Origin of the sequence: Actinomyces vulturis, assembly GCF_001687305.1 — a bacterium.
In the GTDB taxonomy this organism is placed as follows: domain Bacteria; phylum Actinomycetota; class Actinomycetes; order Actinomycetales; family Actinomycetaceae; genus Actinomyces; species Actinomyces vulturis.
Genome location: NZ_KV700385.1, coordinates 662,073 through 678,743 on the forward strand (window position 1 = coordinate 662,073; position 16,671 = coordinate 678,743).

The window sequence follows — 16,671 nt, forward strand, 5'->3', positions numbered from 1 at the left end:
AGGGCAAGTCTGTCAGTTTTCGTTCACCTACTTCTGGATCCCTTATTTTTCAATTCTCGTGATGACATTCTTTATCAATCTGACTGAACGATACGAACTCCTTTATTTCTGTCACTTTTCTTTTTCTAGCAGTGACCTCAGGTCTTTACAGACTTAGTCTTGGACGGTGAATTCGCTCATCGACCTTCTTGTTAGCGCTCCACTGCTTACTGTGTTTGTGGTGATTGGCTTGGGCACGGCCGTTGGTCAAATCCCTGTGGGTCCTATTCGCTTCGGTGCTGCAGGCGCATTGTTTGTTGGCCTGGCCATTGGGGCCCTCGATCCTCGTTTGGGCGCTGACCTCTCCCTCTTGCGCAGCCTCGGTTTAGGCCTGTTTTGCTACACGGTTGGTATCGGTGCAGGAAATACTTTCTTCCGAAATCTCAAACGCCAGTTGCCCATCATGCTGCTGTGCGTCGTGGCTCTGATTCTTTCCGGTCTTGCTGGCGCCGTATGGAGTCACCTCACGGGAGTCACCCCCGCGATGGACGCCGGAGCATTCGCTGGCGCACTGACCTCACCTGTTCTTGACGCCGCCATCGAAGCAGCAGGCAACAGCGAACCCGCCGTGGGATACGCGCTGGCTTACCCCGTAGGCGTAGCGGTTGCCATTATTCTCGTAGCACTGATTCTTCGACGCTCATGGGACAGCCCCCGCGACCCTCAATCACCAGGAGCACAAGGCATTCATGCCACTACTGTCGAAGTGCTCACCACAATCCGTATTAAGGAAATCCCGGGATTTGCCCGTAACGAACTGCGTTTGTCCTACCTTGAACGTGACGGCCACACTCGCGTTATTCATCCCGATGATGAACTGCTCCCCGGGGATCATGTTGTCGTGGTCGGCAGCGATGAAGCACTCGATCATGCTATTGCAGACCTTGGCGGATCTCACTCCACGTGCCTAGCAAAAGATCGCAGTGTGGTGGATTTTCGCCGCTTGACCGTTTCAAGTGACAAAGTGGCTGGTCGTACTATTGGTGAGCTCGATATGCCTACGCGATTTCATGGCGTGATTACTCGAGTTAAGCGTGCAGACCGCGACATGCTCGCCACCGATGACCTAGTCCTCGAACTGGGTGACCGTGTTCTCGCTGTGGTTCCTTCCGATCAACTCGAAGAAGCGGCCACTCTCTTTGGTGATTCAGAAAAATCCATCGCTACCATTGATGCTTTTACTGTTGGATTGGGGATGGCGCTTGGTGTGGCTGCAGGCTTGATTGCTATTCCACTTCCTGGCGGTATCATATTCAAACTCGGCGTAGCTGCAGGCCCTTTGGTGGTGGGCATGATTCTTGGTCGTCTGGGTCGTACCGGTCCCTTCATCTGGGGACTTCCTCACGCAGCAAACTCCACTATTCGTCAGTTGGGGCTGTTGTTCTTCTTGGCCGCCATTGGCTTAGCTTCCGGCCCTGATTTTGCTGCCTCGGCTTTTTCTATGACAGGTATTGCTGTGGGCGGTTTAGCGGCGCTGATCATTGTCGTCAACGCCATCATTTTAGTGGGTGGATCTCGGCTCATTGGCTTGAGTCCCCAGCGCGCAGCAGGTGGCCTGGCTGGTCTTGTAGGCCAACCCGCTATCCTTTCTTTTGCCTTGAGTATGGACGATGACGAGCGCATTGAAGCTGGTTACGCCACCTTGTTTGCGCTCGCCATCGTTGTCAAAATTGTGATGGTGCAGGTCCTCGTTGCCCTCTAAATCAGGCCAGCGCCGCCAACACTACGGCAGCGCTACGGGCAGCAGCCAGTTCAGCGTCCAGATGGAAATCTTGGTCAGCAGCAGGCCCGCAGAGGTCTGAAATACCACGTACCGACTGGAACTTTACGTCGTAGGCGTGAGCTACTTGAGCCAGAGCGGTGGATTCCATATCGGTACTCACCGCATGGGGGAATACCTCGCGGGTATCAGCCACATTTGCTTGCGTGATGAAAGAGTTGCCTGCAAGCATTTGGCCGGTATGAATGACAGGTTCAAGGGCCTTGCCCTGCTCCACAGCACAATCCATCAACGGACTAGAGCCTGCACGCACTACGCGGTCACAAGTCTCATCGTCACCATTGAAGACGGCAGGCGACCCAGGGATTTGGCCGCGTTCATAACCAAAAACGGTGGCATCGGCGTCGGTAAAAGCAAGGTTGGTGGCCACGCACACGTCACCCACGTTGACTTCGGGAGCCAGGCCACCAGCGGTGCCGGCACTGACCAGCAGGTCCACATCGTAGGTGGTGAGCATATGGGTGGCGGCGCGTGCGGCGTTGACCAGGCCGATGCCGCTAATGCACAGCACCATAGTGGAGCGAGGATTGTTGTCCTCCCTGGGGCTACCCAAGTAGAGACGAAGCCCAGCAACCTCAGCGGTTTCGTGGACAGTCATGGCGTTAAAGAACGGCTGAGCTTCCAGTTCCATAGCCACGTTAACGGCAAGTAATCCGCTCATGCCATAACCTCAGTCCACTCATCACGCTTGGACAGGAATGCTCGTACAGCTTCCTGAGCGCCTTGAAGGGTGTGGTTGGCGCCCCAACCACACTGTTCTTCATTGGCGGCGGGAACTTCCGTGGCCTCAAGTAGGTCAGCGAAGGTGGCGGCGAGAATATCCATGAATGCTGCAGGCTCAAGTCCGAGCGTAATGGCGTAGAAACCGGTCTGGCAGCCCATAGGGGAGAAGTCAACCAGGCGATCAGTGTGGTTGCGCATGAGTTCTGCGGTCAGGTGCTCAATGGAGTGCACCGTGGGCATTTCTAGGTGTTCACTGTTGGGTTGGCAAAAGCGTACATCGTATTTGATGAGGGTATCCCCACCGGGGAGAGTCTTGGTGTCAGCCACGCGCACGTAGGGGGCACGCACGGCGCGATGGTCGAGGTTAAAGGATTCAACGTTCATGCGCTTGGCGCGGGTGGGTTCGCTCATGGTCCTATTGTGCCTTGCCTGGCACACTAGGCATATGGACACCCCACTGAGTTATGTCACCTCCGGCCCCGCATTCGCCCCCGCTATCGTCCTGTGTCACGGCCTGTCGGGCAGTGCTTTCTCTCTGACCGACGCCGTGGAGCGCCTTCTCGCCGCCGGCTACCGTGTCATCACTCCAGACTTTCGTGGACACGGATTATCCCCACGATGGCGTGAGGGTGATGACGGGCAGGTGCTTGTCGATGATTTGGTGGACTTATTGACTACCTTGCGCACTTACGATGAGGCGCTCGCGGCTAGCCGTGATGTTCCCTGCCCTCCGCGTCCGGTCATTATTGGTCATTCCATGGGCGGGGCGACTGCCGGTGTGGTTGCTCTTGAGCATCCTGAATTGGTGAGCGGTGCCGTGTGTGAAGACCCTGCTCTGTATGGGACTCGCAGCGACGAGCAATTGCTTTCCCGTGGTCAAACTCGCTTGCGTGCTGTACACGAGGATCGGGAGAACTTGGTGGGTGCTGCACAGTCAGGGCTTGAGAGTGACTCTATGCCGGAGAAGGAAGCGTTGGTCAGTGCGTGGGCTAGTCAGATGGTTGATGATGCGATTCTTGCTAGCGGCGTGGTATGCCCGCCGGTTCCTTGGGAAAAATGGATGCGTGGGCTGGTGGATGCTGGCCGGCTTGCTCTTGTTCTTACCGGTGATGTGCCAGGGTCAGCACGCGTAGGGGTGAAGGGTTTGGAGGCACTGAAGGCTATGGGGTGGACGGTAGCGCAGGCCTATGAGCGCCAACAGTCAAGTGACTGGGGTGTACAAATGCGGGACGATCAGGGGACTGGTGTCCTGCCCAATGATCAGTCGGAAGAACTGGTCACCGCTTCTGATACTCAGCCTGAATATGTGCCTGCCTCCTCCCATGAATGGGGAGAGAACCAGATTATTGATTCATGTGCTCATGTTGATGGGGATCATAGCGTTCGTTGTGAAGAAGCGAATAGCCGTTGCCAGGCAGTGATGATTCCGGGAGCAGGTCACCAAGTTCGCCGTATGTGTCCTACAGACTTCTGGGCCGTCACCTTATCGTGGCTTGACCATTTCTATCCTGTGCCTACTAAGTGAAGTCTTGCTCTGTCAAAAATGAGAGGAGTGGGAGGCGTTTCTATCCAGAATATGGCAAGCAGTGATGAGAAAACTTGTTGAGGGGCTAGCGCTAAACAGCGCCAGCCCCTCAACAACGACTCCATTGCCTTCTTTGCTTCCATACAGTAGGTGGAAGACTCTTTAAGCCTTGCGGGGCTTGGCGTAGGGATCTTTGTCTCCGTCGGTCAAAAAGATTGTCAGCCAGCGAGAATCGGGGTCAGAATCGATAAGCAGTGACTTGGTCAACAGAGTTAAGGGCACAGCGAGAATGGCGCCAAGACCACCAATAATGAGAGTCCATAGCACTAAGGACAGAAAGGTGATGGTGGTATTCAGACCCACGGCATCACCGGTGAACTTGGGCTGGATGAGGGACTGAATAACGAAGTTCAGGACCGAGTAAGACACGATCACCCACAAAGCAGTCCAGGGGCCGCCACTAACCAGGCCAAGAAGAGCGGGCGGGATCACACCGATCACAAAGCCGATGTTAGGGATGTAGTTCGTAATGAATGACACCACGCCCCAGGTAATGGCCATCGGTACCCCAAGAATGAATAGTGCGCCCACGTCGAGAACAGCCACGATCAAACCGAAGATGGTCGAAACCAGCCAGTAGGAGCGTACTGACGAGGAGAACCCTTCCAGTGCGTGGTAGATCTCAGGTTTAATGCGAGCCAGTGCGCGGGAACGTGCTTCAATCTGGGATACGTCGAAGGTTAAGAAAGCGACTGTCAACATGAGTAGAAGAAGCAAGGAACTGACGTTGGATACTTGGCCAACGAACGAGGAGGCGAGGCCAACAATTTTGTTGGTATCGAAAGTCTCCACCTGCTTCATAATCATGGCTTCATCTACGCCGATTTTGGCCAGTGCGTTCATCATGGAATCGGCGAATGTCTGGAGTTGATCAGCGTATTTAGGAACCACATAAATAAACTGTGTTAATGAGGCTCCCAAGGCGGCGAACAAACCCAAGACGAACAGGTAGATCACGCCCACTCCGCAGACAGCAGCAAGCCATCGCGGAACTTTTTTCTTCACTAACCATGTCATCAAGGGGTGGACAGTGATGACCAGCGTTAACGCAAAGAATGCCGGACCCACGATGGAGCGAGCTAGCCATAGACCGCCAGCGCCAACTGTCAGGGCGGCCAGCGTTAAGGCAAAGGTTTCACCTTGGCTCCGAGTCGCAGACTGAAGAGGTATTGGTTGATCAGTGTTACGAGTCTTGATGCGTGAGGAAGGTGAAGTCATGGGCATAGTGTCCCATGAGATTCATCAATGGTGTGAATGATTAAATCCACAATACTGAGGTATTGCGTAAGAAAACGGAAAACGAATGATCTTCTACGGCTAGAAGAAGCTGGCAGGAAGGTCGCTATTAGCATCATGGTGACTGCGTGTCAGTTTCGACGTAGGTTCAATGAGTCAATCATGATGCCTATTGCGTACGGCGTGTTACTGACGAGCCAGGTCAGCGGCACCTACTAGACCCGCGTGAGCACCGGCTTGAGCAAGAACAATCGGAATTTTAGGACGATGAGCACGAGCTGTTAGGTGTTGAGTAAAAGACTCACGAGTTTCCTCAAGGAAGAACTCAGCAGAGTCAATTAGGCCACCGGCAAGCACGATGACCTCAGGGTCCGTGACTGCTGCCAGTGTGGCTAAACCAGCACCCAGGTAGTGAGCTAATTCGTGGAAGGAATCTAGTGCAGCCTGCTCTCCTCGGCGAGCAGCTTTAAGGACGCATAGACCAGTGATCTTGTCAGCATCACCATTGGCGGCGGCAATCATTTCGGGACATAGTTCAGGAAGAGACTGCGCTCGCTCGCGAGCATTGGCAGCAAGAGCAGTTCCAGAACAGTAGCGCTCTAAGCATCCACGCTGGCCACAACCGCAGTGACGGCCACCAGGAACAGCCATGATATGTCCGATTTCAGAGGCAAATCCTGCGCCACCGCGGCATAGTTCACCGTTGACCACAATAGCGCCACCGACGCCCGTTCCTAGGGTCACGATGAGGGCGTCATTCTTGCCTTTAGCCGCACCGAAACGGTGTTCTGCCCAGCCAGCAGCATTCGCGTCGTTTTCCACCACCACGGGAAGATTGCACAGAGCACTAACCTTTTCGCCCAGGGGTTCACCCGTCCAGTCCAGGTTGGTGCCGTAGGCAATAGTGGCGCGGTCTGCAGCAACAAAGCCTGCGGCACCAATACCGACGCAAGCCACGTCATATTCAGCAGCTAGTTCATTAGCCATGTCAGCAATGGTGCGTGAAATTTGTTCACGTTCATTGGCGGGGGAGGGACGGCGAATGGTGGTGAGAACCTGACCGTCTTCGTCAACGACACCTGCGGCAATCTTCGTTCCGCCAACATCTACTCCGATGCTGAGCACCATTGCAGACCATCTCCTTGAATGAATCATTGGGAAAGGCATCGTTGATTGATACCTAAAAAGCCACTACCTGCGATGCGTAATGACAAGCGCTGACACTCTGGGAGAGTATCAGCGCTTATTGTGTCAGTATGTCAACTTAATGTCCAAGGTCACATTCATCGACGACTTGTGTGACCGCTGTTGGTAGGGTCTCGTTACGTGTGGGCAACTACTGGCGTCGATCCTTTACTGCAATAACAATCGCTGCAGTGATCGTGCCCAGGATCGCCAGCGACAAGTACCAAGGAATTCGTGCAGCAGCGTCCATGACCTGAAGTTCTAAGGCGGCAAGACGCTCGGAAGAAATGATTCCACCCAAGGGATTTGATGGATCCATCAACAGCAGCACAACGCCGAGAATCACGAACAACAGGCCAGAAATAAGGTTGGTCCATGTGGTCTCACGGCTTAAGAAACGGACTGGACGGGGACGCAGCCACTTCTTGCCACTCATGCCCATGGATGTCCACAGCAACGCAAGAATACCGAGGGGTAATGCCATACCTGTGGCATAAAGAACCATCAAACCAGCAGCCTGAATAGCAGAGCCATTAATGCCGGCCATGAGGAGAACGGAACCTAAAATAGGGCCAGCGCACCCCACGCCTGCCAAGCCGTAGACCAAGCCGAGCAGGTAGACCGATAGCGGCGAGGCGGCATCATCGCTACTGCGAGAAGAGCCTGGAAGATGTGGGGTAGGAATCTCGATACTCAATGCCTCAATAATGCCCAGAGTAATGATGATGACGGCAGCGACCACCGTGATGGGGGCGGAATACTCGTGAAGGAGCGAACCGACTCCACCGGCAGCAGCTCCAAGGGGTACCAAGGTGGTGAGTAAGCCTAACCAGAAAATCAGGGTGCGTTTGAGTAAGGTGGTCGGTGATGCGAACGCGTACGCGAAGAACGCGGGAAGTACCATCACCGAACAGGGGGCCAGCAGGGTGAGGAGGCCGCCCACAAAGGCGGCTAAAGGAGCAAGGCCAGTCACTGTTGAGCCTCAGCCTTCTTCGCCTGGTCAAGTACGGTGGCGCGAACGGCGTCAAGATCCATGTATCCGCCGATGACCGCCTTGTTGATAATCATGAAGGGTGTACCGGTAATACCAATGGAGTAGGCGTGAGCCTTAGCATCCTGAACTTCCTGAACCACTGCGGGATCGTTCATATCTGTGCGGAATTTGTCCAGGTCCTTGACGCCTGCCTTCTTAGCGAATTCAACGAGAGACTCTTCGGAGTAAGTGGGGTGCCCTTGAGGGTCGGCGCTACCGTAAACCTCATTGTGGAATGCCCAGAAAGCGTCCTGACGACTTGCAGCAATACCTGCTTGAGCAGCCAGCGGAGATGTGGGCGTGATCTGAGCCAGGTCACGCCACTCTAAACGCAAAGTGCCATTATCAATGAGATCCTGTAGGCCAGGCTCAACGTTTTGAGCAAACAGGGTGCAGTACGGGCAAGCGAAATCGGAGTAGAGAACGAGAACCACGGGAGCATCGACCTTGCCCTGAGCGCGCTGATCGTCAGGATCGCGGTGAATTTCCTGCTCGATAATCTCCAGGCCTCGAGCATCAGTAATGTCCGGTGCGGGTTGAGCATTGCCCTGGTTGCCTGATTTGTCACCCATTTCAGGGTTAGCTGGTGCCTGGTTGCCCATTGAGTCACCCTGCGGCGCATTGCCAGTTGTTGAGTGGGAGCCATCGGGGCGTGTAGCTACCATCCCAGCGATAATCGTCAGAAGAATGGCGATAACGATGAGCAGAATGACGGTGGTGCGAGATGAGCGCTTGTTACCGGATTCTGCTGCCGACTTCTTGGCATCAGATTCCTGGGAGTTCTTTTGTGATGTGGAGGAGCTCATGAGTTCCTTCAAGGTCTGGGCGCGAGGCGCACTCGGACAAAATGATGATCAAATGACCGTAGTCAGCAGGATGCGCTGCTGATGTTTCTGGTGGTGTAACCCTTTTTGTCTCCTCATCATTCCCAATGACAGGTTTTGTGGGATGGATCGCGTCGTTATCGGCGGAGCGGTAGGTTAGAACTGTGATCACACCACCGCGTTTTACCGCCCGTATGCTGGCCTTCGTGGCCGTGGGTGGCTTTGTGGGTGGTCTCCTGCGCGCCGCTGCCGACGCCGTGATGCCCCACGCTGTTGCCCTGTTCACCTCACTGCCCGCTCCTTTAAGTTGCCCGGGCCAGATTGCTGCATCGTCACCAGACTGGTGTCAGGCTGCTCATGCTGCTGGGATGTCCACTCTTGTTGTGAACTGGACGGGAGCTTTTCTGCTTGGACTTATTACCGCCTGGGTGGATCAAGCTCGTTTAGCGCACCCTACACATCCTTTACCGGATGATGTTCGACTCATGTTGGGGACAGGACTTTGCGGTGCTCTCACCACCTATTCCTCATTGAGTGTTCATATTGTCCACGCTGGTGAGCATTCGCTTTTTTTCGCTGTGTCATGGATAAGTGTCATGCTCGCCGGAGGGTTTTTCCTGGCATGGTGTGGACTGAAGAGTGGGCGCCGTATCGAATGGCGATGGGCCCATCGAGTAGGTGAGGATGAATGACTATCCTCATTGCGGGATTAATTGGCGCAAGTGCCTCACTTGGGTGTATTAGCAGGCTCTGGGTAGATTCTTGGGTCAAGGTATTGCGCAGGCATCTCACGTCGAAACATTCGCTGCCTGCGGTCATTGATTTTCCTTGGGGGACACTTACCGTCAACATTGTGGGTTCATTCCTATTAGGGATGCTTGTTGGTGCTCACGGTGTTCCCCACTGGATTACATTGGTCATCGGCACGGGATTTCTGGGAGGCTTCACGACTTTCTCGACTGCCATGCTTGATGCGGTAACACAAGTCATTGAAAAACGAACCGTAGCGGGGGCGTCAGCGCTTGTGATGACGGCAGTAGCCAGTATTGCTGCCTGTGCGCTCGGTATGGCCCTAACTTGCTGACGTTAAAGTAAGCCACCTAACTCCCTAAATGTAGGTGTGGAGGGCTGCGGTAGACGTACTCGGGCAACTAGAAGAGAAAAATCAGCCAGGGGTTAGACTTTGCGCGGCGTCCCTGAGGAATCGCGAACGATGAGTGAGGGCGCTAGCAATTGACGGCGCATCGGAGCATTGGGATGGTGGATGCGATCAATCAACGCATCTACTGCGGCAGAACCTAGGAATTGTTTTGGTGGAGCAACAGCTGTGAGGGTGGGGCGAGTCAGTGTTGCTAATTCATCGTCATAAGTGACGATGGAGAGATCATCGGGAACTTTGTATCCCATGGATACTACGTATTCCACGGCCAGCAGTGCTGCCTCATCAGAGTGAGCAATGATTGCAGTGGTGTCATCATCCAGGCAATCGCGAACGCATTGACCGATGCGGTCTGAGGCTTGGGAACCACGCAGCATGGTGGTGTCGATGTGAGGGGATGAGGTATCCAGGCCGAAATCTTTCATTGCATCACGCCAACCATCAGTGATGGCATGACGAGAGGGGATGGGCTTGTCGGTAATGAGGGCAATGCGCTTATGTCCAAGATCAACTAAGTGCTCCACTGCCAGGGTGGCACCAAAGTAATGGTCTGTGCGTACGGACTCAAAGTAGCGACGATGACGTGCCGTGGGAGAGATAGCGCGTTCGATGAGTACCACAGGAATCGACAGGGTAGCGAGGAACTCGTGGAGCTCTTCAGAACCTTCACCTTCAATGTCGGGAACAGCGATCAAACCATCAACACCTTGCTGTTCAGTCATACGACGCACTTCAGTAAGGTTGTCGCGAGCAGCAAACGTGGACCCTTGAAGAAGAAGACGAGCTCCATGGCGGTCAGCGGCATGACCGGCACCATCGAGGATAGTAGGCCAGAAGAAATCGAGTGACGGAGTAACTACACCGATCTTGACTGGTGTACGGGTGGGGATCGGCGTGGTGGTGATTGCTCGAGCTCCACCGCGAACTTGTTCAAGTAAACCTTGTTCGGATAGATACGCAATATCGCGGCGCACAGTAATGGCGCTGACGTCTAATGCTTGGGCAATTTGTGTGACTCGAATAGAGCCGTGGGCGTTGACGAGTGCGAGAACATCCTCGCGCCGCTTGGCTGGTAGTTCACGAGACATGTGTCAACTCCGCTCTGAATGACAAACAATCTCAACGTCTGCATGGCAATGGAACCGTAATCGCTGTGTCCATATGACAAAAGTGGAACAAAATCGATGACATCAGAGTAGATCCACTCTGAACACATCAATGTTATTGCACTACTGAGAGTGAGGGCAGCATCGTCATGAAAGTACGTTTTCTTACCCGAACCGTAACATAATCGATCTGAAAAACTCCTGGAAACGGGAAAGATTTGAAGCATTTATCTAAGTCGATCACTTTTTCTCATTTTTGCGCTTGACAGTACAAAAATAGAGATTTACGCTCATGTTCTACTTGATCGTGATCAATGGAGATCATTCCGCCTGAAAACCGGAAAATGTCTCATGTTGGTATCAATTTCGTTCAAACTCGTTCCTTGAGGGCGCTTCAAGTTGATCGAAAGGGTACGATCGAGCCACCTGCTCGGTGATGGTGCCGAACACTTGATGAATGTCATCCGGCGGACATCATTTGTGGTTTTCGCACTATCGTCTGTCAACCACAACAGTGGCCCAGCGTTGGGCACACAGCACAAGGAGAAGCAATGAAGCACATGCTCACGCGTCGTTCCGTCCTCGGAGCAAGCGCTGCTGCAGCTATTACCCTCGGTCTGGCCGCATGCGGCGGAAGTGGCGGAGCCAATAATGAGAAGGCAGAGGATGGCAAGTTCCACCTGAAGTTCTCCACTTGGTCCGACGCTCCTGAGTTCAGCGCACTTGCCGAGGCATTCACCGCTGCTAACCCTGACATTGTTGTTGATCTTGTTGATTACAACGCCAAGGAATATGACACTCAGTTGACCGCTGACCTTGCTGGTGGCACCGGCCCGGACATCATTACCATTAAGAACCTCTACAAGATTTTTGATTATGTCGAAGGTGGCATGGTTGCCGACCTGACCGACATTGCTAATGAGTACAAGGGTGACGATAACCTCTCGCTGTCCCCCCTCGAGATTGATGGTAAGTACTACAACCTCCCCTTCCGTTCCGATGCATACGTGGTCTACTACAACAAGACCCTCATCGAGAAGGTTGGCGAGACCGTTCCCGACGGTAACTGGACCTGGGAAGATTTCAATAACTACGCCATCAACCTCTCCAAGAAGTTCGAAGAAGCTGGCCTAGATGCTAAGGGCGCATTCATCCAGCCGTGGCCTGGCCTTGTTCAGGGCTTCGCCATTTCCCAGACTCCTGGTGCATTCGAAAGTGGTGCCGATCAGTCCGGTGATTTGGCCTACCTCAAGCCTTTCTACAAGAATGCCCTTGCTCTTCAGGACAACGGTGGTACTGAGACCTTCTCCACCGCACAGGCTGGCGAACTTCACTACAAGGCATTGTTTAACTCTCAGAAGGCTGCTCTTGTTCCGATTGGCACCTGGTTCATGGGTATGGCAGCCAAGGCTCAGCAGGAAGCTGCTGAGGCTGACAAGTTTGAGTGGGGCATTCTTCCTGCGCCTCAGGTTGATTCTTCAACCTTCTCCAAGCCTGTTACTTTCGGTTCCCCCACCACCGCTGGCGTGAACGCAGCTCTTGAAGGCGAAAAACTTGAGGCAGCAAAGAAGTTCGTGAAGTTCATGTGCTCCGAAGAAGCCGCCAAGGCCGTCGCTGCTGTTGGCGTTTCTCCTGCATACGTTAACGATGCTGTTGTTGACGAACTTTTCGCAGGAAAGGGCATGCCTCAGGATGAGTTGAGCAAGAAGGCATACTCCAACCGTGTGACCACCTTGGAAACCACTTTGACCAAGGAAACCGGCAAGGCTGTTCAGATCCTTACTGAAGCTCACTCTGCCATCATGACCGAATCCACTCCTCTGGATGAGGCCATCGCTACCGCTGACGAAGCAGAGAAGAACCAGGGCGTCGTTAAGTAATAGCCAATTCACAGTGAAGAAAGAGGTGGGATCACGTCAGATCCTGGTGTGATCCCACCTCTTATCTTTAAGGAAGGACCTTCGCATGGCGGCCACAGCCACCGCTGAAGTGAAGACCAAGCAGCCAAAGGCGTCGCGCTCGGTCTCATCAGCAAAACTGAAAAGGCGTAATACCATTGCGGGCTGGACATTTATCCTGCCCAACTTTGTTGGTTTTGCACTTTTCACACTAATCCCCGTTCTCACCCTTTTCTACACCGCCTTCACCAAGTGGAACGTCTTTGGTGACCCCAAGTTCGTAGGCCTTGAGAACTTCAACCGCCTCATTGGTGATGACAAGTTCTGGACCGCATTCTGGAACACCATGTACTACACGGTGATCCACGTTCCGCTGACTCTTGGTCTGTCGCTCGGTTTGGCACTGTTGCTTAATCAGAAGTTGCGCGGTCTTGCTTTCTTCCGTGCTGCGGCATTCTTCCCCTACTTCACATCCATCGTGGCTGTGGCTCAGGTGTGGAACATGTTGTTGAGCCCAGATAAAGGTCTGGTTAACCAGTTCATCCGCTTGTTTGGTGTCACCGACGCACCCGGCTGGACCACCTCAACCACATGGGCTATGCCCGCCGTTATCATCGTGGCCACCTGGCGTGAAATGGGCTACTACATGGTGCTCTTCCTGGCCGGCCTGCAGGTCGTCCCGCCCGAGCTCTACGAAGCAGCCCGTATGGACGGCGCTGGCGCATGGCGCCGCTTCTGGAACGTCACAATTCCATGCCTCCGTCCAACCACTTTCTTCGTTCTGGTGATGTTGACAATTGGTTCGTTCAAGATCCTTGACCTCATCCTCGTGATGACCAACGGTGGTCCTGGTACCTCCACATTGGTGCTCTCCCAGTACGTTTACCAGGCAGGCTTTACGCAAGGTGAGTTTGGCTACGCCTCCTCAATTGCCTTGGTCTTGTTCCTTGTGTGCTTGGTCGTGACCGTTGTCCAGTTCATGTACAACCGGAAGCAGGAGGCCTGATCATGAGTGCTGCAGTAGCAAACGCAGAATCACACCAGCGCAACCTCAAAGGTAAGGAGGCTCTGGCTCGCGGCCAGCGTATCCTCGCCTACATCTTGCTGCTTCCCATGGCAGTGTTCGTTCTCCTCCCCTTCGTGTGGATGACACTGTCCTCTCTGAAAGAGAACGACCGGATCTTCACCGTTCCAGTCACCTGGTTCCCCGATGTGTGGCAGTGGCACAACTACGTGGACATCTGGTCCCAGTCAGACATGCTCACATGGCTGAAGAACACTGTGTTCCTCGCTGTCATCGTGACTATCATTCAGGTTTTCACGGGCTCCTTCGCAGCATACGGCTTCTCCCGTATCCGCTTCCCTGGACGTGACACGCTGTTCCTCATCTACATCGCCACGATCTCCGTGCCGTGGCAGGCCTACATGATCCCCCAGTACAAAATCATGGCTTCGATGGGAATGGTCAACAACCTGTTTGCGATCGTCCTTCTCCAGGCGTTCAGCGCCTTCGGCGTGTTCCTTATGAAGCAGTTCTACGACACTGTTCCTGAGGAACTCTCTGAAGCAGGACGTATCGACGGCCTAAGTGAATTCGGTATCTACCGCCGAATTATGCTCCCCCTGTCAGTTCCGGCTATTGCTTCACTGGTTATCATCACCTTCACCAACACCTGGAATGACTTCATGGGTCCGTTCATCTACTTGCGTAATAAGGACGTATGGACCATTCAGATTGGTTTGAAGAGTTTCATCGGTGAGTACCAGACGAACTACGCCGCCATTCTCACTGGCTCCGTGATCTCCGTGATCCCGATTGCCGTGGTGTTCGTTCTTGGTCAGCGTCACTTCGTTCAGGGTGTGGCAACATCCGGCATGAAGGGCTGATATCCCCCTGGCATCACAGTGGTGGCCGCTCACGAATGTGAGCGGCCACCACTGTTCTTATTGCCGCCATGTTTACTGACTGCCCAGCGTTTGGTGAACACGCAGCACATGCTTAGGCTGGGTAGTACGCGCGAACAATCAGTAAGTACCTCATCGAGTGACAGGATGACCCTATGACGTCAGCACCTTCCGCATCAGGGCATGGCATGAATGTGTGGTTCGGAGTGGGCTCATTCGTTTTTGCCCTTCTTCGTCTCAACGCTCTCCTGACCCTCACCATGCTCCCCATGCTTATCTTGGTCATGGGGGCGGCAGATCCCTTGGGCTCCTATCCCTTCCTGTTTTTGTGCCTGTGGGCATCAAGTCCAGGAATTGCTGCTATGTTCACCGCCTACCGTGACTGTCCTGGTTTGTCCTTCAGTCGTCATGATTCTCACGAGTTTCTTCGAGCTCAGCATGAAGGAGTCATGGCTTGGCCTTACTGGATTGCTGCTGATGGTTCTGGGGTAGTGAAACCCTTCTTTCGCGCCTATCGTAAACTTGCTGTTCGAGCACTCATTTCTTCAGCAGTTACTCTTGGTTTCTCTTTGGCGTGTATTTTCTACCTAAGTTTTGTGCGCGTTCACGAATGGGGACAGTATGTTTCTATTCCTCTGGCGGTCGGAGCAGGACTAGGGATTCTTGTATGGCAGGTAGCACTTGTTGCTGTTGGAGAGTTTCCTAAGGCGCGCATGAGTGCCTTACTGCGTAACTCTTTTGTTCTTTCAGTAAAGACCATCTACTTAACCGTCATCAATCTTGCGGTGTTGGCTCTGACGTTCTTTGCCGTTTTGTACCAGCCCATCCTCGCACTCATGCTTGCCTCTGGTTTGTTGCTTTACGTAGTTTGGGCAAACTCACGATGGGCTCTCATGCCACTGATGCAAGCGCTCAACGATGAAGCACCCCCTGTTCCGTGTCATGGCAGCGATGATGTCTAATATCGCGACTCGCTCTGAGGCATCAATCGGATAGTAAAGACGAGACAGCGACGTGGCACGAGGGAGCGTTTCAGAATTTCACCAACGTTTTCTCAGAGTGAAAACTCTCCTGTTCTCAGATGGTGATGTGGTCTCGAAACATGTTTAAACGTGCACTAGAATGATCACATCTGCTCACAAAGCGACAGGGTTGTCCCTGAGCGCACACCATACGATCCGGAGGGATCACTCCATGACTTCCATCGTCATGTCGGTTGTTGATACACACCTACATAAGTTCTTCAACGAACGCGCACTTGATCGTTTGCGCGCACTGGGCGAACTCTCCTTCGACCCGGACCCTCTCAATCACGCCACCGAAGAGTCCCGTGCAATGCTGCGCGAGGCTGACATCGTGGTGACCTGTTGGGAAACCGGATCATTCGACGAGTTGCTCGATGATATGCCCAACCTGCGCCTCGTGGTCCACTCCGGTGGCTCCATCCGCGCAATCCTTGGCCCCGAAGCATTCGACCGCGGTATTCGTATGAGTTCCCAGACTCAGGTCAACGCAGAACCTGTGGCTCAGTACACCGTGGCCATGATTCTGTTGGCTCTTAAAGACATCTTCCACTCCCACCGCCGCTACGTTGAAAAGCGTGACAAGGACTGGCAGTTCTGGGATGAATTCGAAAACATCGGCGTGTACGGAGCAACCGTTGGTCTGATTGGTTTGTCCCGTATCTCTCGCCGCGTGATTGACCTTCTCAAGCCCTTCAACGTCAATATTAAGGTCCAGTCCGGTCACTTGAGTGATGACCAAGCGCGTGAACTTGGTGTAAGCGCCGCATCCATGGAAGAGATCCTCTCTACCTCCGATGTGGTCAGTCTCCACTCCGCGTCTACTCCCCGTACCTACCACATGCTCGGAGCTGAACACTTCGCCATGATGCGCGATGGCGTGACCTTCATTAACACCGCTCGCGGTGCCATCTGCGATCAGGATGCCCTGATTGAAGAACTAAAGAAGGACCGTATTCGCGCGATTATTGACGTCACCGACCCTGAGGTATGTGTCCCCGACTCGCCCCTCTACACCTTGCCCAACGTGTTCCTTACTCCCCACGCAGCAGGTTCCATGGGACGTGAACTGTTCAGCCTGGGTGACGGAGCAGTCAACGACGTGGCTAACTACATTATGGGCGGAACTGTAGCTGGCGAAATCCTCGCCAACGAGTACAACGGACGGGCCTGATT

General features: G+C 53.7%; 16 protein-coding genes. 9 read left to right on the top strand and 7 right to left on the bottom strand.

What is annotated here, in order from left to right:
• Positions 1 to 166: 166 nt before the first annotated feature.
• A complete protein-coding gene (locus A9753_RS02745; RefSeq protein WP_067779783.1) occupies positions 167 to 1,741 on the top strand; it encodes an aspartate:alanine exchanger family transporter in 1,575 nt (524 codons plus the stop codon).
• A 1-nt stretch (position 1,742) separates the two neighbouring features.
• Here the strand turns inward: A9753_RS02745 and mtnN are convergent, their stop codons facing one another.
• Complete coding sequence (gene mtnN / locus A9753_RS02750) at positions 1,743 to 2,480, bottom strand: 5'-methylthioadenosine/S-adenosylhomocysteine nucleosidase (protein WP_067779786.1); 738 nt, start codon at positions 2,478 to 2,480, stop codon at positions 1,743 to 1,745.
• Positions 2,477 to 2,926, bottom strand: coding sequence for an S-ribosylhomocysteine lyase (locus A9753_RS02755; RefSeq protein ID WP_425394244.1), 450 nt, complete (start codon positions 2,924 to 2,926; stop codon positions 2,477 to 2,479). The genes mtnN and A9753_RS02755 overlap by 4 nt, the downstream gene beginning before the upstream one ends.
• A 61-nt stretch (positions 2,927 to 2,987) precedes the next feature.
• On the opposite strand from A9753_RS02755, the gene A9753_RS02760 reads away from it, so the two are divergent.
• Positions 2,988 to 4,067, top strand: coding sequence for an alpha/beta hydrolase (locus A9753_RS02760; RefSeq protein WP_067779792.1), 1,080 nt, complete (start codon positions 2,988 to 2,990; stop codon positions 4,065 to 4,067).
• Positions 4,068 to 4,229: 162 nt separating this feature from the next.
• Here A9753_RS02760 and A9753_RS02765 read toward each other — a convergent pair whose 3' ends face one another.
• From A9753_RS02765 to A9753_RS02780, 4 genes are all read right to left on the bottom strand, one after another.
• Positions 4,230 to 5,345 (bottom strand): AI-2E family transporter, encoded by a 1,116-nt coding sequence (locus A9753_RS02765; RefSeq protein ID WP_083090260.1) that lies wholly within the window; start codon positions 5,343 to 5,345, stop codon positions 4,230 to 4,232.
• A 204-nt stretch (positions 5,346 to 5,549) separates the two neighbouring features.
• Positions 5,550 to 6,491 (bottom strand): ROK family glucokinase, encoded by a 942-nt coding sequence (locus A9753_RS02770; RefSeq protein ID WP_083090216.1) that lies wholly within the window; start codon positions 6,489 to 6,491, stop codon positions 5,550 to 5,552.
• A 208-nt stretch (positions 6,492 to 6,699) separates the two neighbouring features.
• Positions 6,700 to 7,521, bottom strand: coding sequence for a cytochrome c biogenesis CcdA family protein (locus A9753_RS02775; RefSeq protein ID WP_067779798.1), 822 nt, complete (start codon positions 7,519 to 7,521; stop codon positions 6,700 to 6,702).
• Positions 7,518 to 8,387, bottom strand: a complete 870-nt coding sequence (locus tag A9753_RS02780; protein WP_083090217.1) for a DsbA family protein — start codon at positions 8,385 to 8,387, stop codon at positions 7,518 to 7,520. Before A9753_RS02780 ends, A9753_RS02775 begins: the two co-directional genes overlap by 4 nt.
• Before the next feature lie 182 nt (positions 8,388 to 8,569).
• On the opposite strand from A9753_RS02780, the gene A9753_RS02785 reads away from it, so the two are divergent.
• Positions 8,570 to 9,097, top strand: coding sequence for a fluoride efflux transporter FluC (locus A9753_RS02785; RefSeq protein WP_067779801.1), 528 nt, complete (start codon positions 8,570 to 8,572; stop codon positions 9,095 to 9,097).
• Positions 9,094 to 9,489, top strand: coding sequence for a fluoride efflux transporter FluC (locus A9753_RS02790; RefSeq protein ID WP_067779804.1), 396 nt, complete (start codon positions 9,094 to 9,096; stop codon positions 9,487 to 9,489). The genes A9753_RS02785 and A9753_RS02790 overlap by 4 nt, the downstream gene beginning before the upstream one ends.
• Positions 9,490 to 9,581: 92 nt before the next feature.
• On the opposite strand, the gene A9753_RS02795 is transcribed toward A9753_RS02790, so the two are convergent.
• Entirely contained in the window at positions 9,582 to 10,652 is a 1,071-nt protein-coding gene (locus A9753_RS02795) for a substrate-binding domain-containing protein (protein ID WP_067779808.1), read from the bottom strand.
• 569 nt (positions 10,653 to 11,221) lie between these two features.
• Between A9753_RS02795 and A9753_RS02800 the strand changes: the two genes are divergently transcribed.
• The 5 genes from A9753_RS02800 to A9753_RS02820 all read left to right on the top strand — a co-directional run bounded on the left by A9753_RS02800 (position 11,222) and on the right by A9753_RS02820 (position 16,669).
• Positions 11,222 to 12,550: an ABC transporter substrate-binding protein gene (locus tag A9753_RS02800; protein ID WP_067779812.1), complete on the top strand. Its 1,329-nt coding sequence runs from the start codon at positions 11,222 to 11,224 to the stop codon at positions 12,548 to 12,550.
• A gap of 85 nt (positions 12,551 to 12,635) precedes the next feature.
• Entirely contained in the window at positions 12,636 to 13,574 is a 939-nt protein-coding gene (locus A9753_RS02805) for a carbohydrate ABC transporter permease (protein ID WP_067779817.1), read from the top strand.
• Between the two features lie 2 nt (positions 13,575 to 13,576).
• Positions 13,577 to 14,455: a carbohydrate ABC transporter permease gene (locus A9753_RS02810; protein ID WP_067779820.1), complete on the top strand. Its 879-nt coding sequence runs from the start codon at positions 13,577 to 13,579 to the stop codon at positions 14,453 to 14,455.
• A gap of 173 nt (positions 14,456 to 14,628) precedes the next feature.
• Positions 14,629 to 15,435, top strand: a complete 807-nt coding sequence (locus A9753_RS02815; RefSeq protein ID WP_067779823.1) for a YesL family protein — start codon at positions 14,629 to 14,631, stop codon at positions 15,433 to 15,435.
• 232 nt (positions 15,436 to 15,667) lie between these two features.
• Positions 15,668 to 16,669: a hydroxyacid dehydrogenase gene (locus tag A9753_RS02820; RefSeq protein WP_067779826.1), complete on the top strand. Its 1,002-nt coding sequence runs from the start codon at positions 15,668 to 15,670 to the stop codon at positions 16,667 to 16,669.
• Positions 16,670 to 16,671 lie beyond the last annotated feature (2 nt).

Coding starts and splice junctions, on each gene's coding strand:
- mtnN (WP_067779786.1), bottom strand. CDS start 2,480: ATGAGCGGATTACTTGCCGTTAACGTGGCTATGGAACTGGAAGCTCAG.
- A9753_RS02755 (WP_425394244.1), bottom strand. CDS start 2,926: ATGAACGTTGAATCCTTTAACCTCGACCATCGCGCCGTGCGTGCCCCC.
- A9753_RS02760 (WP_067779792.1), top strand. CDS start 2,988: ATGGACACCCCACTGAGTTATGTCACCTCCGGCCCCGCATTCGCCCCC.
- A9753_RS02765 (WP_083090260.1), bottom strand. CDS start 5,345: ATGACTTCACCTTCCTCACGCATCAAGACTCGTAACACTGATCAACCA.
- A9753_RS02770 (WP_083090216.1), bottom strand. CDS start 6,491: ATGGTGCTCAGCATCGGAGTAGATGTTGGCGGAACGAAGATTGCCGCA.
- A9753_RS02780 (WP_083090217.1), bottom strand. CDS start 8,387: ATGAGCTCCTCCACATCACAAAAGAACTCCCAGGAATCTGATGCCAAG.
- A9753_RS02790 (WP_067779804.1), top strand. CDS start 9,094: ATGACTATCCTCATTGCGGGATTAATTGGCGCAAGTGCCTCACTTGGG.
- A9753_RS02795 (WP_067779808.1), bottom strand. CDS start 10,652: ATGTCTCGTGAACTACCAGCCAAGCGGCGCGAGGATGTTCTCGCACTC.
- A9753_RS02800 (WP_067779812.1), top strand. CDS start 11,222: ATGAAGCACATGCTCACGCGTCGTTCCGTCCTCGGAGCAAGCGCTGCT.
- A9753_RS02805 (WP_067779817.1), top strand. CDS start 12,636: ATGGCGGCCACAGCCACCGCTGAAGTGAAGACCAAGCAGCCAAAGGCG.
- A9753_RS02810 (WP_067779820.1), top strand. CDS start 13,577: ATGAGTGCTGCAGTAGCAAACGCAGAATCACACCAGCGCAACCTCAAA.
- A9753_RS02815 (WP_067779823.1), top strand. CDS start 14,629: ATGACGTCAGCACCTTCCGCATCAGGGCATGGCATGAATGTGTGGTTC.
- A9753_RS02820 (WP_067779826.1), top strand. CDS start 15,668: ATGACTTCCATCGTCATGTCGGTTGTTGATACACACCTACATAAGTTC.